The following is a 20,701-nucleotide window of genomic DNA, read 5'->3' as shown; positions in this document are numbered from 1 at the left end:
CGGGAGGGGGCACGACCCATGCCGAACGAACGTGCCACGGTTGTGCAGACGCCGGTTGGCGCTGACCTGTTGACTTTCACGCATCTTATCGGGCGCGATGAGATCAGTCGTTGTTTGGCCTATACGGTCGGGTTCGTGAGCAGCAGCCCCGAGATCGATCCGCTGAAGATGCTGGGCGGTGCTGTTTCGATCGAAGGTGAATCCGATCCGAAACGCTGGTTCAGCGGCCTTGTGTCCGAGTTTCGGCTCACTCGGATCGAGGACCGTCTAGCTTACTACGAAGCAGCCATCAGGCCATGGCTCTGGTTTCTCGGAAATACCACCGACTGCCGCATTTTCCAGAACATGAGCGTCATCGAAATCGTCGAAGAAGTTTTCTCGAAATACAGCACGGCGAAGTACGAGAAGCGCTTGCAAGGGTCTTATCCGCCGCGCGAGTACTGCGTCCAGTACGACGAGACCGACCTCGATTTCGTGCAACGGCTGCTCGAGCACGAAGGCATCCTGTATTTCTTCGAACATGACGAGGGCAAGCACACGCTTGTGCTGGCCGATGCCATGAACAAGCTCAAGCCGGCGCCGGGCTATGAAAAGGTGCCCTATCACTTTGAAGGGCAGGGCTCCCGGCGCGATGTCGAATACATCACGGAATGGATTCCGGGCAGCTCCGTGCGGCCAGGTGCCTATGTCCATACCGACTATGATTTCAAGAAGCCGGGCGCTGACCTGATGGCGAAATCCGCCCAGCCGTTCAGTCACAAGCTGGCGGCGGGCGAGAATTACCGTCAGCCTGGCGCGCATCTCGACGTCGGCCGCGGCGATAGCCTTGCCGCGATACGGCGCGAGGAAATCCAGGCGGTGCACCAGCGCATCGCTGCAGTCGGCACCGTGCGTGGCCTCTATTCGGGCTGCACGTTCAAGCTGGACGGCTTCCCAAGAGAAGACCAGAACCAGGAGTATCTGGTGGTCAGCGCCGAATACAGGCTGTTCGATCCAGGCTACAGAGCCCTTGCCGACGTCGAAAGCGAGAACTTCAAGGTGATCCTCGGCGTAGCGCCAACCGCCTTGGCCTATCGCCCGCCGCGGGTCACGACACGGCCGATCATGCGCGGCCCGCAGACGGCGACGGTGGTCGGCCCGTCCGGCGAGGAAATATTCACCGACAAATATGCACGGGTGAAGGTCCAGTTCCACTGGGACCGTCTCGGCAAGAAGGACCAGAACAGCTCCTGCTTCGTGCGGGTTTCGCAGACATGGGCTGGCAGCGGCTGGGGCTTCATCCAGATCCCGCGCATCGGCCAGGAGGTGATCGTCGACTTCATCGAAGGCGACCCGGATCTGCCGATCATCACCGGCCGCGTCTACAACGCCTCGCAGATGCCGCCCTACGGACTGCCGGGCAGCGCCACGCAATCCGGCTGGAAGTCGGATTCCTCCAAAGGCGGCGGCGGTTACAACGAGTTGATGTTCGAGGACAAGGCCGGTTCCGAACTGGTCAATTTCCAGGCACAGAAGGACCACAACCTTCTGATCAAGAACGACCGCACCAAGCTGGTGCAGCACGACCAGTCCGACCGCATCGACCACGACGCCAAGCACTCCGTCGGCCACAACCTCGACGAGGACGTCGGCAACAACAAAACGGTCAAGGTCGGCGTCGACCAGACAACGGATATCGGCTCGAACGATACCGAGACGGTGGGCGTCAATCGCTCCCTGACAGTGGGCGCCGACGAGACGATCGGCATCGGGGCGAATTCGACGGAGACGATCGGGTCCAATCACACGCAGACTGTCGGGTTAGTCCAGACCATCACGGTAGGCGCGGCGCGTGTCGATTCAGTGGGAGCAGCGGAAACCCGAAGCGTTGGCGCCGTCCAGACGAATCAGATCGGCGCATCGCGCTCGATGACGGTGGGGGCCGGACAGACTCACACGATCGGAGCGGCGGACAACTGGACAATCGCCGCCGCCCAGAGCGTGAAGATCGGCGCGGACCAGAGTTTCGCCATCGGCGGAGCGCAGTCGTCGCAGATCGGCAAAGGCAGGTCAGCAAAAATCGGCGCTGACGACGCAACCGATGTCGGAGGGGGGCACGCGCTCAAGGTCGGCAAAGGCAGCGGAATCCAAATCGCGGAGGACAGCTCGATCAAGGTTGGCAAGAACCTGATCATCGACGCGGGCGACTCGATCACGCTCAAATGTGGCTCGGCGTCGATCACCATGAAAAAGGACGGCACCATTGTTGCCGACGGCAAGGACATTACGCTCAAGGGCAGCGGCAAGATCACCGTCAAGGCCGACGGCGACGTGATCGTCAAGGGAAGCACTATCAACAACAATTGAGGGCGTCATCATGGAAGTGCTGGATCGTATCGACGGCGTCGTGATCGGCCTGCTCATCGGTTTCGAAGGCGGAGCGCCGCTGGTTGTCTTCGTCGGCAATCCACGCGAGACGGCGATTGCCGCGCGCAGCCTGACCGAACTGGACGTTTCGGCGATTGGTTCCGAACTGGCCCTTCTGTTCGAAGACGGCGACCCGGCCCGACCATTGGTCGTCGGACGCATCGTGGATCCGGCTCACAAGAACAGGCAACTGCAAGTCGCCCGCGAAGGCGACCGTATCGTCATCACCGGAGAAGAGCGCATAGAACTGCGCTGCGGCCTGGCGTCGATCATTCTAGAGAAGAATGGTCGCGTGACTATTCGCGGCACCCAGTTGACCAGCCAAGCCAGCGGCACCAACCGCATTCGCGGCGGAGCCGTGCACCTCAACTGAGGCGTTGCCGATGCACAGCATCGCGACCATCGCTGCCATCGTGGATCAGCACGCTGAAGACGCGGCTTTCCTCTGGCTTCGCCGCCGCCGGGAGATTGACGGCCCGCTGCTCGACGAGACCGATATCGGTCGCATCGATCAGCGCCTCGACGCGAACATCGAGGGGCTCATGGCCGCAGGCAAGGCCGGCTGGGAAGCAGCCCAAGCACGCTTCGCGGATTACCCCGAACCGGGTGAGCTTTTCGTGCTCGGCGCGCTGGCGCTGCGTTGGGGTGATGCCAAGTTGGTAGCCTCCATAATCGACGCCAGCGCAAGCGTGGGTGAGGCCGGTTTATCGAGCCTGTCCGCCGCAGTCGCGCGCACGCCGCGTGAAAAACTGCGGCCGTTCGTGGCGAAATGGCTGGACACTGGCGATGCAGTCCAGCGTTGCCTCGGGCTCTCGGCGCTCTGGCACCATCGCGTGGATCCGGGGCCGCGCCTTCATGATTTTGCTAGTCATTCCGACACCAGGGTGCGCAGCCGCGCCATCAGGCTCGCCGGCGCGCTCAAGCGGGGCGACCTTCTTCCCGCAGCGCTGGCCGGCCTGGATGGCGAGACGCCCAAGGAGCGTTTGACGGCGGCGCTGGCAGCTTGCCTGCTTGGCGAGACGCTGTCCGCCCACCCTGTGGTCGACAAGATCGTATTGTCGGAGTCAGTGCTTGCGGAGGCGGCGATCGAGATACGCTTGCTGACGACCGCGACCAAGGCCGGCAAGGCTTGGCTGCAGAAGCATCTGGAACGGCCTGCGCTCCGTGGCACGGCGACAGCATCGGTCGGTCTGTTCAGCGATCGTGCGGTGATGCCCTGGCTGATCGAGAAAATGCGTGAGCCGGAACTTGCCGCTGCGGCTGGTTCAGCGCTTCGCGACCTTTTCGAGGTTGATTTCGGCGACACTGATCTTTTTGTCACTGACCTGACTGTACTTGGCAAGGATTTCGCGGATCTGGACGAGAGTTCGCTGCCAGTGGCAGATCGGGTCGAAGCATGGTGGGACGAGGGGCGGGGCGGGCGCAATCACCGTCCTTTCCGATCGATGCGCCGATTGCGGCTCGACGCACTGCGCACGGCACTCGCCACGCCTGACACGCCGCTTGCCGATTGGCGCAGCACGCGCCGCTTTCCGGCCTGGATGTGAATTCTGAAGCATCGGATCCAAAAGCGGGAACCGGTTCAACTTGAGGGCTCGACACCCTATCGCCGGGTCATGCGGGCCATCACAGCAGCCGCGCGCAGGCCGTTTTCGGAGGCGAGTTCACATATGGCGGTCGGGCCAGGTGCATAATCCCTGAGAAAACTGTCGGCTGCCAGCATCAGCGCGAGTGCCCCACCAGCCGCTCCGACATCGCCGATCGTCATGGCGGGATAGGCGGTGGGCAGGATTTCCCGGCGCGTGCGATAGAATCGTGGCCGTGCGATCAGCTGCTCCCAGCCGCTATAGCGCTCGCCATTGCCGTTGCTGACGACGAAATCGATATCGGGTTCGGACGGACCCGATCCGTTCACTGCATCGCGCAGGGCGCCGAGCAGGGCGCGGCCTTGGCTGTAGCGTTCGGAGAGAACACTGTCTTGCTCCTGGGCCAACCCCACGCCATGGATGGCCGCATGGACATGTGCTTTCCCTTCCGGGCTGCGGGTCAGCCGGACAAAGGCTGCCGCCTCGCCTGGAACAAGGCCTTGCGCGTTGTCTGCTCCCTTGAGGCGCCCAGCCTGCCCCAGTCGAGCGAAATCCGTGTCGTTGACGAGACTGTCGACCCCACCGAGCAGAACCTGTTCGACGCCTTGCTGTTCCATCAACTCCAGCGCACGCTCCAGCAGCCCGATGCTTGCGGCAGCACCCCCGTCGACCGCCCGCGAAGCGGCATGGAATTTCTGGCCGGTCGCCCTGATCACCGCCGCGAGGAAGTCCGACGGCGCAATATCGCTGTAGGCCGGATGATTGCGAAAGCTTTCGGGCGGGGTGAGCAGAATTGCGGTCGCATCAGACGCATTGGATCTGGTTTGCGTCGCCTCACCGATAGCGCGGGCCGCCATGTTGACGAGCCATTGGCCTTGCGTGCGGCGCAACTGATAGTGGGTCGGAATGCGCGCGACGACCTGAACCGCGCCGAAAGGCTCTGGCAGGGTCCTTTCTTCAAAAGCCGAAAGGCTCGCTCGGATTGCCGCGATGGTTTGCCGAGCGTTCAGCCCGGCGGAAGTCACCGCTCCGGCGCCGGCTACATAGAGCGGCCGCTTCACGGCTGCCACACCGGCTGGCCGTGCAGAGATCCATCGCCACCGCGCGGAGAAAAATATTCTTTGCGCTTACGCCGTGCCACAAGAAGTGCAGGTGTGACATGGCCGAAAACGATCTCCCGCAACGCGGGGGCATTGCGCCGTGTCACGAAAGAAAGACGGGCTTTCAGAGTAACACGCCAGAGGTCAGGCTCGATGACTATTGTGTCTGGGCGGAAGGTGCGTTCCTCTATCCGGTCATCGAAAATAAGCCTGATGGGCGCGACCACTCTAGGCATGCGGAAATCCCAGCGGCCGTTTGGCGTAAGACCCAGCAACGTTACCTCTTCGCTGCCTGTCAATTGCGGCATTTGCTGGTCTGAAGGCGCACAGAGATGATGGCGCGGATCGAAATCCTTTGGTGGCAGCGGCCACTGCGTGTCGATCCAAGTCTGATCGTAGGTGCCGGCGTAACCGCTGCGTGGTTGCCAGCCACGGGCGATTGCGCCAAAGCCGGCGGGCGTCGGCCGGTCGGAAGGACTCAAGAAAGGCTCGCCGGGATAGGTGATGTTAGGTGCTTGGGTCTTCACCGCAGAATCCGCCGAAGCGGCATGATGAAAGCCGACGCCAACCGGGTTGCGCTGGTCTGTTCTGCCGTCCGGTGCAGTGCCGCCGTATGCGCGCTCATAGACGATCGGCATGGTCCTGAACGGATGCGGCGTGCTGTAGTTGCCTGCGTCATAGATACGATCGCCAGCGACATTGAGCACCTTTCGGACGCTGCCCACTTTGAGCCCAACCTGCATTTCGCGTGTCGGCTTGCCGTTTGGTGCGTAAGCAGTGCCGTTGGCTATTATTTCTGTTGTGGGTTTAATCGGTGCTATATCGGCGTCGTAGCGAATCGACGAGAGTCCTGGCTCGCCGAAGGGCACGTCGCCAAAAATGACCGGCAGTTGCTCTTCAGCTGGCCTTATATTCGGCGTGGCCTGCGGCGCCTCAAAGCTCGCCGAGAACATCACGACCAGAACCTCCTGCCCCTCGGCGTTCGGCTGAACGTGGGTCGCAGTGGCGAAGGGCGTTCGGTTCTCGACCCAGACAGCAAAGACCATTGTTCAGCACCAGTGGCCGTTCTCGTCGATGCCTATCGGCCAGTAAGGCATGCAGGCGATGAGCCGGACGAGTTCGGTCTCGTTGGCGTCGATCAGCCATTGCAGTAAGAATTTGTCAGGAGCGACGCGTTCGCCCGGCTGCAGCGTCTCGTTGATGGTCTCCGAGGAAAGCCAGAATTTTCTTACAACCCAAACGACGTATGGGCTTGACGCGGCGCCGGCAACTCGTCTGTTGAAAGCTTCCTGTATTGCGTCTTCGCGGCTCTCGTCGGGTGCCTGTCGGTTGTTGATAATGGCCTCCCACCAGGGAACGGCAATATCGAAAGCCTGTTGCAGATAGATGCGGTACTGCTTGAACAGTTCGGCATGAGCGGCACCGGATTGATCGAGCCCAATGGGATCGCCATAACGACCGGCAGGATAGTAATTCTTGACCTGCGCCATCAAGCGCCTGACGCCCAGATCCGTGCTGTAGAGCGTTATGAGCGGCATCAGACCACTTCTTCCTCGTCGTTTATGCCGACCGGAATGAAACATAGGCCATCGACGAGATCTTTCAGATCTGGCGCGACGGCGGCAATGTCGAAAATCAGCCAATCCAACGGACGTTCAATGAGCTGGTCCTCCCCGTGATCGTCCGTTCCCCATTGCTCGACCTCTTTCTGGGCGGGTGGGTTTTCTTCAACGGAATTATTGCTGGCTTCAATCTGGAGATAGTATTTCCGGAACACAGCCAGAACGCGCGGGTGACCAGCCGGTCCGGTTGGCCACCGCTTCCAGGCGATCTCCGGGCTAAGCTCCGTCTGCACGCCATCCCACCAGTCTTGCAACCAGGGAAGTATGCTGCGAAGCTCGTTGACATACTGGTCGCGAATTTCCTTGGCTCCGGGCATCTACGACATCCTTAGATCGCACTGGGCACGGTTTGGGTAAAGTTCTTCGCATATTTGGCCGCAGGACTTCCTTGGGACATATAACAACTCTTGCAATGCGGCTTGACTGATTCCGCCGTGCTGAAATGCTCCTTGAAAGCGTCCGGGCTGGGTTGCATATTGCAACCTCCCATTTCCCAAGCAATCGCCAGCGGCGGCTGATGGTCATGCGTCATGTAGTTCTTCAATTCCCAATCACCGTTGGAGTTTATACTCCATTCCTTCTTGATTTTTCCGGGTTTCCACTGAGTGGCCTTTGGCCTACATTGCCAGCATGGCTTTCCATTGACCGCGTCGCGCTGCTCGGCTTTTCGAGAAGGCCGACACGCGTCCGAGTAAGGTTTGTCGCACTTCGTGCCTTTTTCCCAAGCAGACAACTTTTTCAGGAATTTGTTGAACGCGGCCGAGTCAATGCAGTTGAGGGGGTTGCTCGCTTCGTTCTGCCCCATCATGTCGCCGTGACGACCGACACCCTTTCCTTCGACCTTGATGACAAATGACCAGAGCTGGAAGACTCCTTTGCCCTTCGTCTGGTGGGTGATTACCCCACCGCCCTGCGTGCCCGCCTCGTTGCCTGTGCTCGTGGATATCTCGGATGCATCCTCGAGCGCTGTGGGATTGCCGCCGTCGAATTTGACACTTTTGCTGCCTTTTGAGAGGTCGCTTGAAGAAAGCATGTTCACATAAGGGACAGGAACCGGCCCGGTCGGCGGTGGTGGCGGGCTGAGACAAACGTCGCCAGGTGCGATGCCTTTGCCATCACTACCTTTGTGAAAAAAGCCCATTGCCTCGGCGTATACGGTGAGACCCATATCTCAGAGGCCCTCCTTCTCAAGCCGCATGCTTCGCATCGCCGGCAAGCCGTTCGCCGCAAGATCATGGATGTCCGCAAAGCCGAACTCGTTCACCTCCCAATCGTCGCACCAGAAGGCGATGATCTGCGCGTCACATTGCGAGATCGGCGGAGCAAGCACCGCGAGCTTTTCGCTCATTCTTGCCGTCATCCAATATTCCTCGACAGCGCCTTTGATAAAACCAGCAACCGCATCGAACCACGGGTCGCCCGGGTCGGGCGGCGGGCCGAGCCGCACGATGGCGAAAGGATAACGCCGGCCGACGCGGTCCTCGCTCATTCGCCAGACGCCGGCGCAAGGCTGGTCGCCGAAAATGCCAGCCTGGACAATGAAGCGCCAGGCGCGTGGGTCGAGGTCTCCCTCATCCGGCCGCGCGCGCAATTCCATCGACATCCAGCGGTCCCAGCGGTCGATGAAAGTCCGCGGCAGGTTCCAGGCGACAAAGTCGCCCGTCGCAGGGATCTTGCCGAAGAATCCGATGATCATATCTGCGGCGGACATGAGAATTTCTTGAACATCTGCAGGTTGTAGGGATTTTCGACGCTGGCGGCCTTAAGCTCGAAATCGGCGTACATGCCTTGCGTGCCCAGCCGCAGGCTGTAGACGTCGGACAGCGAGGTACCGGTGAAGCGGCCGCTGCGCAGCATTCTCAGCCACGCCCAGCTGCCTGTTTCGTTCAACATGACTTCGGGCGAGCCGTCGATCGGCTGGAAGGCGAGCGAGATGACCCCGGTGCCATCCTTGCCAGGCCAGGTCATAGGCTGCGGCCGCGTCGCGTTGTTGTAATAGACTAGGTTCTGGCCATCGAGATTGAGCGTCACACGCGTGACGTTGGGCGACAGGTCCTTGGGTTGGAGCGTGAAGCTCATCACCGGCCCCGTACCGCCTGGAAAGAGATCGTCCCGAATCCGCCTGGCCTGTTCAAACGCCGCCAGAGCCGCCGGGTCGAGCCCAAAATCGGCGCGCCATTTCCACGGCTGGGTGGCGGTGTCGACATAGCTGATCAGGTGGTCGTTGATGAAGGCGTCGATCATCCCGGCCGGCCCGAACAGGCGGGCGAAATCGCGGACATTGACGTCCACGGCACTTTCGGGGCTGAACGGATAGCGGTCGTTGAGCGCCGCCTGGCAAAACGGCAGGATGTCGGCGCGCCAGATGGCGTTAAGCTCCGAGGTGACCGCCTTCTGGGTCAGGCCGCTGGTGTCGCCGGCGATGCCGCCGAGCCAGTCGTCGACGGGATCGGGCAGGATCTGCGCTTGCCTGGCGACTGCTCCCGTCAGTTCGGCGAGGCCGCCTTGTTTCTTGATGGCGTCCTGGGGGTCGGGATTGGCCGTGACCGTCTGCAGCACGTTCGAAAGTGCCGTCAGCGCCACCACCGCTGCGTCGAGCGCCGGCGGCTGGCCGTCGACCTCGGCGATTGCGCCTTTGAGCGGCTTGAAGTGTTCGGCCACCAGATTGCCGGTAAGGTCCACCTCGTTGGCAGAGCCTGCGCGCGGCAGCAGTTTTGCCCCTGTCTTCACGATCTTTCCCAGCTTCCCCAGCTTGCCGAGCAGTTTCGAGCCGCCCTTGGCTGCTGCCTTGTTATCGGCAGGCGCTTCATCGGATCGGGTAAGCTCGGTCTCCTGAACGACCGCCGTAAGCAGGCGCTTCAGTGCGGAGTCAGCACTCGAAAGGTCCTTGAGGTTCTCGCTGGCGACATTGAGGTCGGCCAATGGCGCGAGCCTGATATCGCGCAGGATGCTGTCCCATTGTGCGATGTAGTCTTCGTAATAGAGTTTTAGAATATCCTCGGACAGCGCCGAGACGGAGGTTTCGGAATTTTCCGAACAGCCTCCGGCGAAGACCGCGCGATCCAGCGCCGCCTGCGCGGCGACATCCTCGATCCGGTCGAGAATGGCATCGTGGAAGCCGGAATAGGTGAACGCGCCTGAAATGCCGACGCGCAGCGTCTTGTCGGAACGCCGTGCAAAAACCTTGGCGCCGTTGGGACCGGCGAAATTCGCCGGGATCCATTCCTTGAGTCCGGCCACCGCCGGGTCGGCCAGCAACTGCCTGTAGGCACGCGCCGGCAGCGAAATCGTGCAAACTGTTTTCAGCGCCTCGGCAACCAGCGCCTGATCCGGGGCGATGTAGCTGTCGTCGACCGCCATGCGGCGGATCGCGGCAAGCTGGTGCTCTTCCGCGTCGGCGGTCGGAAAGGGCGCCGCCGGTGCGAATTCTGGCAAATCACTGACCCACCAGTTCTGGACGAAATCGGCGTCCATCTGCGACAGGCCCGTCATCATGCGATAGGTTTTTAGCGCCCCCAGCATGAAATCCGGATCGCGGATCTGCCGCCACATGGTCGCCTCGAGCAGAGCGACCATGTGTGGCTCGAGGACGTTGCGCAGAGCGTGGTCGTAAGTGTCGGCCTGCGCCCGCAGCAGCTCCGCCGATGCCGACGGCCCCAGCAGGTTCTGGGCACTGCTCGGCGGTGCCGTTCGGGCATTTGCGACCTCGGCCATCGCATTGAGCGCGCCATCGATGGCGGGCTGCTCCACCGATGCCGGGCTCGCGGCTGCCGCGGTCAGCGGCGCCTGCAGCGCTTCGAACTGGCCCGCCTGCGCTGCGATCGCATTGCGGTTGTCATAGTAGGACCAGGTGAACATCGCACCGGCCAACAGGGCTGCGGCGGCACAGGCGGCCGCGGCGCCACGCCAGATCCAGGCGCGGCGGCGCTGCGCCTGCGGATCGAACGTCCCCAGGCCTGCTTCCCTGAAGATGACCTCGGTCAGCAGATTCTTCAGGAAAAAGCTGCGTTTTTCAACGCGCGGCGCCGGCATGGCCCGCCGCGGCGGAAGACCGAAGGATGAAGACAGCGCCGCGGTCAGCCGGTCGATGGGCGCTCCTTCCTGGGTTGCCGACGTCAGATAGAGGCCGCGCAGCCAGGCGGCTCCTTCGTACCGGCTTTCGCCGAACATCGCCTCGACCAGCACCTGGATAGGCTCGGACAGGCTCGTGAGCTGGGCGGGAAATCTGAAAATCTCGGCGCGGGCGGCAAGTTTGTCCTCATCCTCCAGGCGCGGCACCAGCCGCCGCTCGAGTTCCGTCGCAAGGGTGGCGATTTCCCGCTCGATGGTCTTTGCGCCGACACGCGCATCCAGCGCGAAAGTCGTCCCCCATACCTGCTCGCGCGAAGCCGTCGACAGGCCGCCGAAGAAAGCCTCGAAGCCCTTGATCAGATCGGCCTTGGTCAGCATCAGATAGACTGGAAGGCGGATTTCGAGCCGATCGTTGAGCTCGGCCAGGCGCCGACGGATCTTGCGGCCATGCGCCTTGATGGCTTCGTCGCCCTCGGAAAGCACGTCGATCGACAGCGCGACGATCACGCCGTTCAGCGCCCGGCGGCCGCGGTGCTTTTTCAGCAGGTCGAGGAAGCCCAGCCATTCCGCCGCATCGACGTCCGGCTGGCTCTCCTGCTGCACATAGCGGCCCGCCGTGTCGATCAGAACTGCGTTCTCGGAGAAAAACCAGTCGCAGTTGCGCGTGCCGCCAACTCCCTGCAGATCGTCGGTCAGGTCGATCGGAAAGTTCAGGCCGGACTGGCGCAAAGCCGTGGTCTTGCCGGTGGCCGGCGGCCCGACGATCACGTACCAGGGCATCTCGCGCAGGAACTTGCGTCCGCCCAGCTTGCGGCGCTTCAATTCGACCATCACCTCGGCGAACTTGGCGCCGACGGCGGCGACGTTCTCTTCGCCGGGGCTCAGCGGTTTTTCCACCACTGGCGCAGCGATTTCGGCGACGAACATGCGGTTGGCTCGGATCGCCCGGCGCTGCGCGACGATCAGCCAGATCAGCCAGAAGATGACCAGCAGCGCAATGATGACAATGCGGACATTTTCCGAGGCGAAGGGTTCGTAAGCACCGACCCTGACGATCGGCCCGAACACCCAGATAACCAGAGAAAGCAGCGCGATGCCGATCAGCGTCCACAGCCAGCGCGATGTCAGAACCGCCCAGAGGAAGCGCAGGATGAACATCTCACAGCCTCTTTTCGACCAGCACCTCGACGCGGCGGTTCAAGGCCCGTCCCTCGCGGGTGCTGTCGTCGGCCACTGGATCGGTAGCTGCACGTCCTTCGAAGCGAATGCGGTCCTCCGGCACACCGTTCTGGACCAGCATCTCAGAAATGGTTGCTGCGCGCACTTCGGACAACCTCTGGTTGGTGGAAAGCGGATTGGACCGTTGCAAGGGAACACTGTCGGTATGGCCGACCACGGTGATGTTGCCGATCAGTTCCTGATTGGCGAGGATCACTTTGGCGATTGAACCGATCAGCGGTTCGAAGCCTTCCGTCAGTGTCGGCCGCGACGACTGGAACAGTTCGGGGTTGGAGGCCTGAATGATCAGCCTGGCCAGCGACACGCTCTCGGTGCCGCTTAGCGCGGCCCTGAGATTCGCCGGCGCTCCGGCCTGAAACTCCGGCACCAGCGCGAAATCCACTGCCTCCGGCGGCGGCGCGTCGACCTGTGGCGATGTCCGGCTGATATCGCCGCGGGCCGGCGGCGGCAAAGCACGAACCAGCGTCGAAAGCTCGACCGCCTGACTGCTCAGTCCCATCGACAGCCCGAGATAGATTGCAGTGGCGAGAACCGCCGCGCCCAGCCCCATCACCCAGATCGGCACGATGAAACGCTGCGGCTCGTCGGATGCGATCACGCCTTTCCAGTGCGGCGACAGCGGCGCGCCGTCGGCGTCGGCATCGCGCAGAAAGCGCGCCGCAGCAACGCGAACCGCATTGAGCGAGCGGTCGCCCGACCGGCCCGGAACGCGATATTTGCCGCGGAAGCCGAGCGCCAGGCAATGATATTGCAGTTCGAGCAATTCGCGATCCCGGTTCGGATGCCGCTCCAGTTCGTCGAGGCGCGTGAAAAACTGCGTGCCGGCATCGACATCGCCTCGCAGCATCACCACAAGCGGCTGGCGCGGCCATGCGCTGGCGCCGCCCCATGGCGTGTTCAGGGCGAGATCGTCGAGCAATGCCGCCACCACCCAGGCTGCCTGGTCGGCGCGCTCCAGAGAGGACCCCGCCGCCATTGCCGCGTCGCGTGCCCGCACCAGCTCATCGAGCAGCCGGGTGCGCAACGCTTCCGGGTTTTCCGGCGGCAGCGCGCTTTCAAGCTCGGGCGCGAACTCGAGCAGCGGCGCGAATGCGTTGACCAGCGTGTTGGGATGCGTACGCGAGCGTTTGATTGGCACGCCCGACAACAGTGGCGTCATCGGTCGCGGCATCGGCGCGCCGGTCAGTCGTATGCGAGTGCGTTCGCGATCCTCCGACAGTCCGAAAGGATCATCCCGGCTCATCATCTCACCTGTTTACCGAATAGCAGTCGACCTGCGGCTCGCTCGGCAGCACGCCCGACACGCCGATGACGAAGCCGGGGGCATCGAGCAGCGAGGCCCAGTGCTCGCTTTTCTGATCCAGCTCAAGGCACAACCGATCGCCATCGTAGGGGATTTCGCGCGGCTGGGAATGAAGCGGCTTCAGCGGAATGCCGGGTAGACGGGACTTCCACAGGCCCTCGAACTGATCGGCCGAACCGACGGTCGCCTGGTTGACGAAAATCTTGCGCAAGGCATCTTCCGATAGCTCGGAGCCGACCCGGATGACGATCCGGCTGGCCACCAGCAGCTTCGGGTTGTCGATGCGGATTTTCCAGACATTGGTCGAATGCCGCATGACCGGCAGTGCGCGTGATTTAGGCTCGATGTAACGCAGGCTCAGGATGAGCGAGCGCAAGGCGTCGGCCAGCGCCGAATAGGCGGGGCCGGGCGCCATGTGATCGTAGGCCGGCAACTCGCTCAGCCGTCGCGCACTCGAGCCATAGGTCGCCATTGAGCCGGCAAGACCGGCAAGTTCCAGGTAAAGCTCGGCCGGATGGAAAACGTCCTGAGCTAGCATGTGGGCCAGTCGCGGACGCGCCGCATTGGCGAGATTGAGCATCAAAAGGTCTTCGACGCTGCGCCCTGGCCCGCCCATGACCATTTTGCCATGCGCCTCGGCGATCTGGTCGAGGCCGGTGACAACTTCCAAAAGCAGCTGCCGGTACCAGGCTACCGCCCCGGTAACCAGTGTCGGCGGCAGGAACGTGTCGTCCAGCGAGACGCCGCCGTCGGCTCGAACGCCTTTGATGTCGGCTATCGGCAGGGCGGTATAGCCGCCAACCGATTTTCCCGGTGCAATCAGCAGCGCCTGCGGGCGGGCGATTTCGATTTCTTCAGGATCCGAACCGCCCTGGACGGCGTCGCGCACCGAAACGATCCGCCCATGATAGCGTGCGCCTGTCGATGCGGCGTGCGCCGGATCGAAGCCGACACCGCCGGCAGGCTCGAGCGGCAGGGCGACCAGCACCGGTCCGGCGCCGGTATCGGCGGTGACCGGCAGCGGTCGTGGCGCGTCCATCAGGTCCGGAATGGAGAAGGGGGTTCCATCCGGAAAGATGCCCCGTGCCGACAGGATCGAGACCTGGCCGGCATCGAGCATCGCCTGGTCCAGCGTCAGCTGCTGAAAGCCGAACGTATGCAGCTGCCCGGCCTGCAACGCGCCGCGCACGGTCGCCTCGAAAAAGCGATCCTGCTGCTGAAAATGCTGGGTCCGGAGAAACAGGCCTTCGGACCACAGCACCCTGTTTGCATCGCTCATGCCGCTACTTCCTGCATCGAGCACCCCTTGCCCTGGCCGCTAGGCGGAAATGCCGCCGCTGCCAAGCGTGACGTTGACGGTAACTGTTGATCCCGACGACACCGACTTGGTTGTACGCCAGTTCCGGCCGCCGGGCTCGCGAACGAGGGCAACGAAGCCCAGCGCAGCCGCGTCCGGCTCGACCGTGATGGTTTTGGATGCGGTCTTTCCAGGCCCGACGGAGATCTGGTCGGATCCGATGAGATCGCCTCCGAGTGCCGAGCCGGCATCCCCCTGCAGCGCGAAATAATCGGCCGAATTGAATTTGCCGGTGCTGCGCAGCCGCATCACGAGGACCGTCACCGGCCGGTCGCCGCCGCCTGGTCCCGGGTTCATGCCGGCCGCGCCGGTCAGGTTGACGGTCACCGCGGATGGTTTTGGCGGACCGCTCTGGCAAGCAGCAAGCAGCCCGGTTGCGCCCAGGGCAACGACAAATTCGCGGCGATCGATCATGTTTCACTCCTCCTCATATGCATCCCGAAAATCAGCGCCGATTTCGCCGAGGAAGCTCGATTCCGCACTCTGGGCGATTTCACGATGGCGTTTCTGGTAAAGCTCCCACAGCTTGGCGCGGCGCCCGCCCGAAAGCAGGGTGCCGATCGCGGAACTCGATTTGAGCTCTTCCTCGATCGCTGCCGGGTCAAAACGGTCGATCATTCGCCGCAAGGCGGACTGCACGCCTCGCCAGGCGCGCACGTGATGTTGCGCGAGATCGCGGACCGCGTCGGCGATTGCCGCTTCGCCGGCCAGAAATCCGGGGCTGCGCTCCGCGATGAGGGTCACGATGGCGTCGTCGACCGTCGGCAGAAACTTGAGCGGATTGACTTCAGAGGCCCCAACCACCGTCTGGGCGACGCGCGCGTTTCCTTTTTCCTCGGCTCGCTTGCGCAGCAGCTGCATCAGGCCCTCCATCATGAGCCGATACTCGCGACCGAACTTCTCCATTTCCGCGACGCTGTCGCGACCGGGAAACTCGGCTTCCTCGATGCCCATGCCTCGCAGGAACGCGGTGCGAAAGGCCATGTTAGCCGGTTGCGCCGCCGCCGGGGAGGGGGCGGGCTTGGGCGCAACGCCAGCCCGTGGCGGAGCAGGAATATCTGCCGCACGGCCAGGCAAATCCCAGGGATTGGCTGGCTGCGCCTCTCCGGCGCCGTGTTTGCGTTGACTGGCCGAGCCGTTTCTCAAATCGGGCGACGCGGCCGGCCCGAAGCCGAAACCGTCATCGAATTCGGATGACCTTCTTGAAACGGGCTGGGCTGGAACGGGCTCGCTTGCGCCGGAAGGCACCGGATCGAAGCTGAATGGGTCTGCGGCGTCCGGCGCACTACGCGGTTCGGAATAGCCAGGGCCATTCGGCGCCGGCGTCGCTACCGGGTCGAGGCTGAACGGGTCGTCGAAGGCAGGCGAACTCCGCTGGTTGGCGCGCTCGAACGCTCCTGGAACGGGTTGCTCGAACGGGTTCGGCAGATCGGCGGGACGCGGTCGGCGCGGCTCTTCTTCGACCGTGGCTGAAAAGAAGTCATCGCGGCCGATGCTTACCGGCGCGCGCGATGCCGGCGGTGACCGTTCTGCGAACGTTTGGCTGGCCGCTGGTGCGTGAGCGACCGGCGTCTGCAGATCGACGCTTACGATGTAGTCGCCCAGCCTCAGCCGCATGCCGTTCTGAAGACGGACCGACGTGCCGGTGCCGAGCGGGCTGTCGGAATCGTTTATGAACAAACCGCTGCTTGATGTGTCGGTGACGAAATACCCATCCCGCCCGCCGGTGATCCTGCAATGGGCGCGTGAAACGAACATGTCGGGATCGTCGATCTGCCAGTCCGCGTCCGCGCTACGGCCGATCACCAGTTCACCCTCGTCCAGCCGGGTCTGCCGTACCGCCTGGGTGCGTGGCCCGTGCTCCAGCGTCAGCAGCAGACTCATGCCGCGACCTCCGCCATTTCCGGCCGCCATCCGACAATTGTCCGCAGCCGCATGTCGTCAGCATCGCCCCTTTCAGGGGGCCGCGCAAGCCAGGTGGTTCGGCCGAGCTGTACCGCTCCGATACGGGGCGGCGGCACCGCTTCACGCGCGAGCACGATCCGCAGATCGACGTCGAGCGATTCCCCGACCATGTCGCGAACCGCCTGCTTGAACATCTTCAGACGTTGACCGCCCGGCAGGAACGCCTTGAATTCCTCATACCCGAGCGGGCCGACGCGGAGTTCGATCCTGCTTTGGCGGCTGAAAACGCGCGGGCCTATCGTCGCCCCGCGACCCAGCACTGCGTAAGCTTGGGCAAGTCGGGTCTGGAGCGTCGCCGGTATGGTCATCCAGGCGGCAACGAACTCCTTGATCTGTACCGGCACCTTGAACGCTTCCGCCAGGAACAGCGTCAGCCGCTCCGGACCGTCGACCTGGCTGGCGAGCGACGCCGCCTGGCTAAGCTTCACGGCGTCGAGATCGGGATTGTGGGTGCCGGGAAGTCCGATTCCCGCCATGGCTTCAAGCATGGCTCTTACCCGGCCGCCGACCGCACGTTCGACCTGTACCGCCGGATGCGCGTCGGCCCAGGCCCGATAGTACAGGGCGATCATGCGGTGCTGGAGAATATTGACGAAGTCCACGAACGTCGTGTCGCTGGTCTGCCGTGCGTCAGCGCCGGTGAACCAGCGCTGCGACAGACGATCGAGCACCCAACGTGTCAAATGAAGCGGCATCGGGCCTTCCGGTCCCATCAGCCCGAGATTTGCAACGGTAACCCGGGCCGGCGTCTTGTCCTTCGCTTGGCGGAACGCAACCACGTCCTTGGCGGAAAAGCTAAGACGCACATGCTGCCCCAGCCTTGCCGGCTCGCGATCCGCATGGCCGGAATAGCCGAACAGCCCGCCCCTGTGTTCGAGCCGGCGCAACAGTTCGAAAAAGTCGAACGTATCATCCAGCTCTTCGACCCGGTCCAGGTCGAATTTGTCTAGATCAGGTAGCGATTGCCGGGCGTCATCGGCCATGGCACATCCTCCTGCTTCTGCAGCAGCCGCGTGCGGGTCCGCACAAAGCCGTTTATTCCGGCGTGACGGGCAAACAGCCGTGCAAGCAAGGCTGAAAGCAGCAATGTGCTTTGCCCTGCCAGCACCGACTGGTCCACATGCAATGTCACTTCCGTGCCTCGTCCAAAGCACATCGGCCCATCGATCTGCAGCCGTTCGATGACGGACCGCGAGTCGATGCGAACGATCGAGTGCACATTGCGGGCGAGGCTCGGATCTCCCCGGTCGGCATAAAGATCGAGCAGCGCATGCAGCGGATCGATACCGCGGCCTTCCTTGGCGAGGCTGAGAAAGTTGAGCGCCAGCTGCGCCACCAGCCGCCAGGCAAGATTGTCCGCGCGGGATTCGCCCTCGGCGCCCGCCGGCAGCGCGGCCGGGATAGCCGGCTGGGGCGGGCGCAACGCACCGAGAAGCCGGACCGTTTCGACCGGATCGCCTGTCTCCAGCGTCAACGTAGGGTTGTCGTCGAGGATCGGCAGATCGCGGTTGGTGCAAAGCGCCATGATGTCGAGACGCTTCAGCGGCCGGTTCGTCGGGCTTCCGACCGGCCGTGAAACCGATAGGAAAACGTCGTCTCCGGTGTATGAGGTGCGGGTCAACCCATCGCGCCGTTCATCTTCGGTGGCCCGGCGAGGGCGCCGTTCGGTGGAATAGACCCAGCCATTGCTGCGGTTTTGCCCCAGACTGAAGAGCTCCGGAATTTCGGCGTCGGGGCCCTCAGCGTCGGCGTCCTCGACGTGGGTCACCCGATAGATTTCGAAGTCCCGCGCCCGCGTGCGGTCGGCATGCAGCACTTGCCGCGTTCTGCGCGGATCAAGCTCGATGACGTTGCAGTCACGCTCGAAGAGGTTGATGATCGGCGTCGCAAAAAGTTCGAAATCCGCCGGCGTCACATCGGCAAGTTCGGGTACCGGACGCCGGAACATGAAGATGATCTCGACCCCGGCCTCGCATCGGCGCACGACCGATTGCAGTCCTGAAACCCGCACGTAGTGAAAGCGCTCGGGCATCATGAAATATTCGCGCAGCAGACGGTACCCTTCGAATGTCGGACGGGTTCGAGGCATCAACGCCTCGTCGTCGCTGATGCCGACCATTTCGGGGCCTGGCAAAGGCGCTAGCGGATTGGCCTTGCCCTCGGCTCGTGCACCTACGGCCGAGCAGGCGCCGAAAATCGCGTCGAACAGCAATGGCGCTTTGGTGCGCCCGGCAAAATAGAAATCAAGCCGGTCAAGCGCCAATTCGCTAAGCTTGCCTTTTCCGGCCCGACCCAGCGTGATACGCAGCGCCGCCTCGCCGCCAACGCCGCCGATCGGTGTTATGCCGGCCGCTGCCAACCCGCTGCGATCCTGGAAATAGCTGACCGACGTAATGATTATCGGCCACAGCGTCATTTCCTGCGCGGTGGTGAATGTGCAGCGCGTCGACAGGCCGGGTTGCAGACTGGACACCAGCCGCGTGTTCCGCTTGACGACATGGCCGGCAATCATCGACTGGACCTGCTGGCCGGGTTTCAGCACTGCCATCGCCGTTGCCGGCGCCGGCGTAACCAGATCGGGATAGAGGACATCCAGGACGCTGCGTGAAAACCGCGAACGCTCGGCATCGACTTTCAACCGGGTGCGCGCAGCGAGGAAAGCGACGCCGTCAAGCAGCCGCTCGACATACGGATCCGGGCACGGAACCGTATCCAGCGAAAGATTGCGCGCCACCGCCGGATGCATGTCGGCGAATTCCGCCGCGAGTCCGCGGATATGGGTCAGTTCCTCCTCGTAATATTCTACGAAGACCCGATCCATCTCAGCTGTCCCTGAATTCGGTCCGCGCCAGGCCGTTATCGAGATTGATCGTGGTGCGCAGGCGCATGCGTTCCGGCGTCGGCGTCATGATCAGCACAGCGTCTATCTCGATCTTCAGGCCGACACTTTTGTCACCAAGGGTCACCGTTACCTTGGTTGCGCTTTCCTTGAGACGGGGCTCGAACGTGGCAAGGACCGAGCGGATCTCGCGCGCCAGGATCTCGCGATCAAAGTCGCGGGACGAACGGCCCGAAAAGGAAGGCACGCCGTAATTGACCACACTTCGGCGCACCTCCGGAAAATCGGCTAGCGATGGCGGATTGTCTGCAGCCTGTTCGCTTTCGAAATCGGAAAGAAGCGGAACAGCTTCGAAACGCTCGGTGTTGAATAAGGCCTCGATGTCGCGCCGCACTGCCTCCCTGAGGACGCGGGCCGATACGACCACGCCGCGGCTTTCGATCTCCGCCCGGTTTTGGATCTGGAAGGCCAGGCGTTGCAGACGCCGCTTCTGGTCGGATGTCAGCTCGGCGTCGGCATCGATAAGCCGCGTGCTCCCCGCAAGGAGCGTATCCAGCCGGTCCGCGCCAAGTTCGTCCTGTAAGGCCTGGCGCAGCCCGTCGATCTCGGAGGTCACGCCCGGCAGGTCGTTGACGAGGCGGTCCCAAAGAGAGGGCTGGACCGCCTCGCGCTTCGCTCGCGAACTGCCGGCAACCTGTAGCTTGTCGGCGCCGGGCCGCCGGGCCTCACTTGCCGACATAGACATCCATTTCACATTCGTCCTTGCCGTCATAGACGAATTTGATCGTCTTGTAGGCGAAGCTGACCTCTTCCTCGATCAGGTCGGCCTCATCTTCGGCCTGCTGCATGCCGTATTCCATGATCGAGGCATCGGTCAGGGTGACGACCAGGTAATCGCTGGTCTCGCCATCTATGGTCCGGCGTGCGGAGAACACCACTTCGCCCAGAGCCTTGTTGAGGAACAGCGCCTGTTTCAGATAGGGCGAGGATTTGTCATAGTGCTTGGTAAACTTGATCATGCCCAAGGACACACGGCCGCGGCGCGAGATCGAATTCGGATCGTATGGCGAGACTATCTTGTAATCGACCCCGTGGATTTCGATTTCGTCCTCGTGGCCGTCTCGAACGCTTGGACCTGGGATATCCGGAACCTTTAGAAAGCCATCGATCTTCGTTGATGTTTGCATTGTCTTTCTCCACCGCTTTCAAACAA

General features: G+C 62.6%; 18 protein-coding genes. 3 read left to right on the top strand and 15 right to left on the bottom strand.

The features are described 5' to 3' along the window. Positions 1-18: 18 nt before the first annotated feature. The 3 genes from AC0NIE_RS27590 to AC0NIE_RS27580 are packed head-to-tail and all read left to right on the top strand — an operon-like array spanning position 19 to position 3,953. On the top strand, positions 19-2,346 hold the full coding sequence (locus tag AC0NIE_RS27590) for a type VI secretion system Vgr family protein (RefSeq protein ID WP_473485052.1): 2,328 nt from the start codon (positions 19-21) through the stop codon (positions 2,344-2,346). A 7-nt stretch (positions 2,347-2,353) separates the two neighbouring features. Then, on the top strand, positions 2,354-2,779 hold the full coding sequence (locus AC0NIE_RS27585) for a DUF6484 domain-containing protein (RefSeq protein WP_473485145.1): 426 nt from the start codon (positions 2,354-2,356) through the stop codon (positions 2,777-2,779). Between the two features lie 10 nt (positions 2,780-2,789). Beyond that, positions 2,790-3,953: a hypothetical protein gene (locus AC0NIE_RS27580; protein ID WP_473485054.1), complete on the top strand. Its 1,164-nt coding sequence runs from the start codon at positions 2,790-2,792 to the stop codon at positions 3,951-3,953. Positions 3,954-4,009: 56 nt separating this feature from the next. Here the strand turns inward: AC0NIE_RS27580 and AC0NIE_RS27575 are convergent, their stop codons facing one another. Genes AC0NIE_RS27575 through AC0NIE_RS27505 form a run of 15 tightly spaced genes read right to left on the bottom strand, consistent with a single transcriptional unit; the run spans position 4,010 to position 20,675 of the window. Beyond that, the gene (locus AC0NIE_RS27575; RefSeq protein ID WP_473485056.1) at positions 4,010-5,062 is read right to left on the bottom strand and encodes a hypothetical protein; all 1,053 of its coding nucleotides are present in this window, start codon (positions 5,060-5,062) and stop codon (positions 4,010-4,012) included. After that, positions 5,050-6,138, bottom strand: coding sequence for a DUF2169 family type VI secretion system accessory protein (locus AC0NIE_RS27570; RefSeq protein ID WP_473485058.1), 1,089 nt, complete (start codon positions 6,136-6,138; stop codon positions 5,050-5,052). Before AC0NIE_RS27570 ends, AC0NIE_RS27575 begins: the two co-directional genes overlap by 13 nt. Before the next feature lie 3 nt (positions 6,139-6,141). After that, positions 6,142-6,630 carry a hypothetical protein gene (locus AC0NIE_RS27565; RefSeq protein ID WP_473485061.1) on the bottom strand — a complete coding sequence of 163 codons (489 nt, stop codon included), beginning with the start codon at positions 6,628-6,630 and terminating at the stop codon, positions 6,142-6,144. Then, a complete protein-coding gene (locus AC0NIE_RS27560) occupies positions 6,630-7,031 on the bottom strand; it encodes a hypothetical protein (RefSeq protein WP_473485063.1) in 402 nt (133 codons plus the stop codon). Before AC0NIE_RS27560 ends, AC0NIE_RS27565 begins: the two co-directional genes overlap by 1 nt. 11 nt (positions 7,032-7,042) lie before the next feature. After that, entirely contained in the window at positions 7,043-7,882 is an 840-nt protein-coding gene (locus AC0NIE_RS27555) for a PAAR-like domain-containing protein (protein ID WP_473485065.1), read from the bottom strand. Positions 7,883-7,885: 3 nt separating this feature from the next. Next, a complete protein-coding gene (tagF, locus tag AC0NIE_RS27550; RefSeq protein WP_473485067.1) occupies positions 7,886-8,425 on the bottom strand; it encodes a type VI secretion system-associated protein TagF in 540 nt (179 codons plus the stop codon). Beyond that, the gene (tssM, locus tag AC0NIE_RS27545) at positions 8,407-11,943 is read right to left on the bottom strand and encodes a type VI secretion system membrane subunit TssM (RefSeq protein WP_473485069.1); all 3,537 of its coding nucleotides are present in this window, start codon (positions 11,941-11,943) and stop codon (positions 8,407-8,409) included. The genes tagF and tssM overlap by 19 nt, the downstream gene beginning before the upstream one ends. Position 11,944: 1 nt before the next feature. Continuing rightward, on the bottom strand, positions 11,945-13,267 hold the full coding sequence (gene icmH, locus AC0NIE_RS27540; protein ID WP_473485146.1) for a type IVB secretion system protein IcmH/DotU: 1,323 nt from the start codon (positions 13,265-13,267) through the stop codon (positions 11,945-11,947). A gap of 4 nt (positions 13,268-13,271) precedes the next feature. Next, the gene (gene tssK, locus AC0NIE_RS27535; RefSeq protein WP_292488280.1) at positions 13,272-14,606 is read right to left on the bottom strand and encodes a type VI secretion system baseplate subunit TssK; all 1,335 of its coding nucleotides are present in this window, start codon (positions 14,604-14,606) and stop codon (positions 13,272-13,274) included. A 39-nt stretch (positions 14,607-14,645) separates the two neighbouring features. After that, a complete protein-coding gene (tssJ, locus tag AC0NIE_RS27530; protein WP_473485071.1) occupies positions 14,646-15,098 on the bottom strand; it encodes a type VI secretion system lipoprotein TssJ in 453 nt (150 codons plus the stop codon). A 3-nt stretch (positions 15,099-15,101) separates the two neighbouring features. Further along, the gene (gene tagH, locus AC0NIE_RS27525) at positions 15,102-16,568 is read right to left on the bottom strand and encodes a type VI secretion system-associated FHA domain protein TagH (RefSeq protein ID WP_473485073.1); all 1,467 of its coding nucleotides are present in this window, start codon (positions 16,566-16,568) and stop codon (positions 15,102-15,104) included. After that, complete coding sequence (gene tssG / locus AC0NIE_RS27520; RefSeq protein ID WP_473485075.1) at positions 16,565-17,632, bottom strand: type VI secretion system baseplate subunit TssG; 1,068 nt, start codon at positions 17,630-17,632, stop codon at positions 16,565-16,567. Before tssG ends, tagH begins: the two co-directional genes overlap by 4 nt. Then, positions 17,596-19,470 carry a type VI secretion system baseplate subunit TssF gene (tssF, locus tag AC0NIE_RS27515; RefSeq protein ID WP_473485077.1) on the bottom strand — a complete coding sequence of 625 codons (1,875 nt, stop codon included), beginning with the start codon at positions 19,468-19,470 and terminating at the stop codon, positions 17,596-17,598. Before tssF ends, tssG begins: the two co-directional genes overlap by 37 nt. 1 nt (position 19,471) lies before the next feature. Next, positions 19,472-20,227 (bottom strand): type VI secretion system baseplate subunit TssE, encoded by a 756-nt coding sequence (gene tssE, locus AC0NIE_RS27510; protein ID WP_473485147.1) that lies wholly within the window; start codon positions 20,225-20,227, stop codon positions 19,472-19,474. Continuing rightward, entirely contained in the window at positions 20,214-20,675 is a 462-nt protein-coding gene (locus AC0NIE_RS27505) for an Hcp family type VI secretion system effector (protein WP_473485079.1), read from the bottom strand. Before AC0NIE_RS27505 ends, tssE begins: the two co-directional genes overlap by 14 nt. Positions 20,676-20,701 lie beyond the last annotated feature (26 nt).

Source organism: Mesorhizobium sp. WSM4842, assembly GCF_055901575.1.
Note: the sequence above shows the minus strand (reverse complement) of the source record. Positions and strands in the feature narration are given on the sequence as shown.

Excerpts from the sequence above, each read along its gene's own strand:
- AC0NIE_RS27590 (WP_473485052.1), top strand. The coding sequence starts at position 19 with ATGCCGAACGAACGTGCCACGGTTGTGCAGACGCCGGTTGGCGCTGAC.
- AC0NIE_RS27580 (WP_473485054.1), top strand. The coding sequence starts at position 2,790 with ATGCACAGCATCGCGACCATCGCTGCCATCGTGGATCAGCACGCTGAA.
- AC0NIE_RS27570 (WP_473485058.1), bottom strand. The coding sequence starts at position 6,138 with ATGGTCTTTGCTGTCTGGGTCGAGAACCGAACGCCCTTCGCCACTGCG.
- AC0NIE_RS27565 (WP_473485061.1), bottom strand. The coding sequence starts at position 6,630 with ATGCCGCTCATAACGCTCTACAGCACGGATCTGGGCGTCAGGCGCTTG.
- AC0NIE_RS27560 (WP_473485063.1), bottom strand. The coding sequence starts at position 7,031 with ATGCCCGGAGCCAAGGAAATTCGCGACCAGTATGTCAACGAGCTTCGC.
- AC0NIE_RS27555 (WP_473485065.1), bottom strand. The coding sequence starts at position 7,882 with ATGGGTCTCACCGTATACGCCGAGGCAATGGGCTTTTTTCACAAAGGT.
- tagF (WP_473485067.1), bottom strand. The coding sequence starts at position 8,425 with ATGTCCGCCGCAGATATGATCATCGGATTCTTCGGCAAGATCCCTGCG.
- tssM (WP_473485069.1), bottom strand. The coding sequence starts at position 11,943 with ATGTTCATCCTGCGCTTCCTCTGGGCGGTTCTGACATCGCGCTGGCTG.
- icmH (WP_473485146.1), bottom strand. The coding sequence starts at position 13,267 with ATGAGCCGGGATGATCCTTTCGGACTGTCGGAGGATCGCGAACGCACT.
- tssK (WP_292488280.1), bottom strand. The coding sequence starts at position 14,606 with ATGAGCGATGCAAACAGGGTGCTGTGGTCCGAAGGCCTGTTTCTCCGG.
- tssJ (WP_473485071.1), bottom strand. The coding sequence starts at position 15,098 with ATGATCGATCGCCGCGAATTTGTCGTTGCCCTGGGCGCAACCGGGCTG.
- tagH (WP_473485073.1), bottom strand. The coding sequence starts at position 16,568 with ATGAGTCTGCTGCTGACGCTGGAGCACGGGCCACGCACCCAGGCGGTA.
- tssG (WP_473485075.1), bottom strand. The coding sequence starts at position 17,632 with ATGGCCGATGACGCCCGGCAATCGCTACCTGATCTAGACAAATTCGAC.
- tssF (WP_473485077.1), bottom strand. The coding sequence starts at position 19,470 with ATGGATCGGGTCTTCGTAGAATATTACGAGGAGGAACTGACCCATATC.
- tssE (WP_473485147.1), bottom strand. The coding sequence starts at position 20,227 with ATGTCGGCAAGTGAGGCCCGGCGGCCCGGCGCCGACAAGCTACAGGTT.
- AC0NIE_RS27505 (WP_473485079.1), bottom strand. The coding sequence starts at position 20,675 with ATGCAAACATCAACGAAGATCGATGGCTTTCTAAAGGTTCCGGATATC.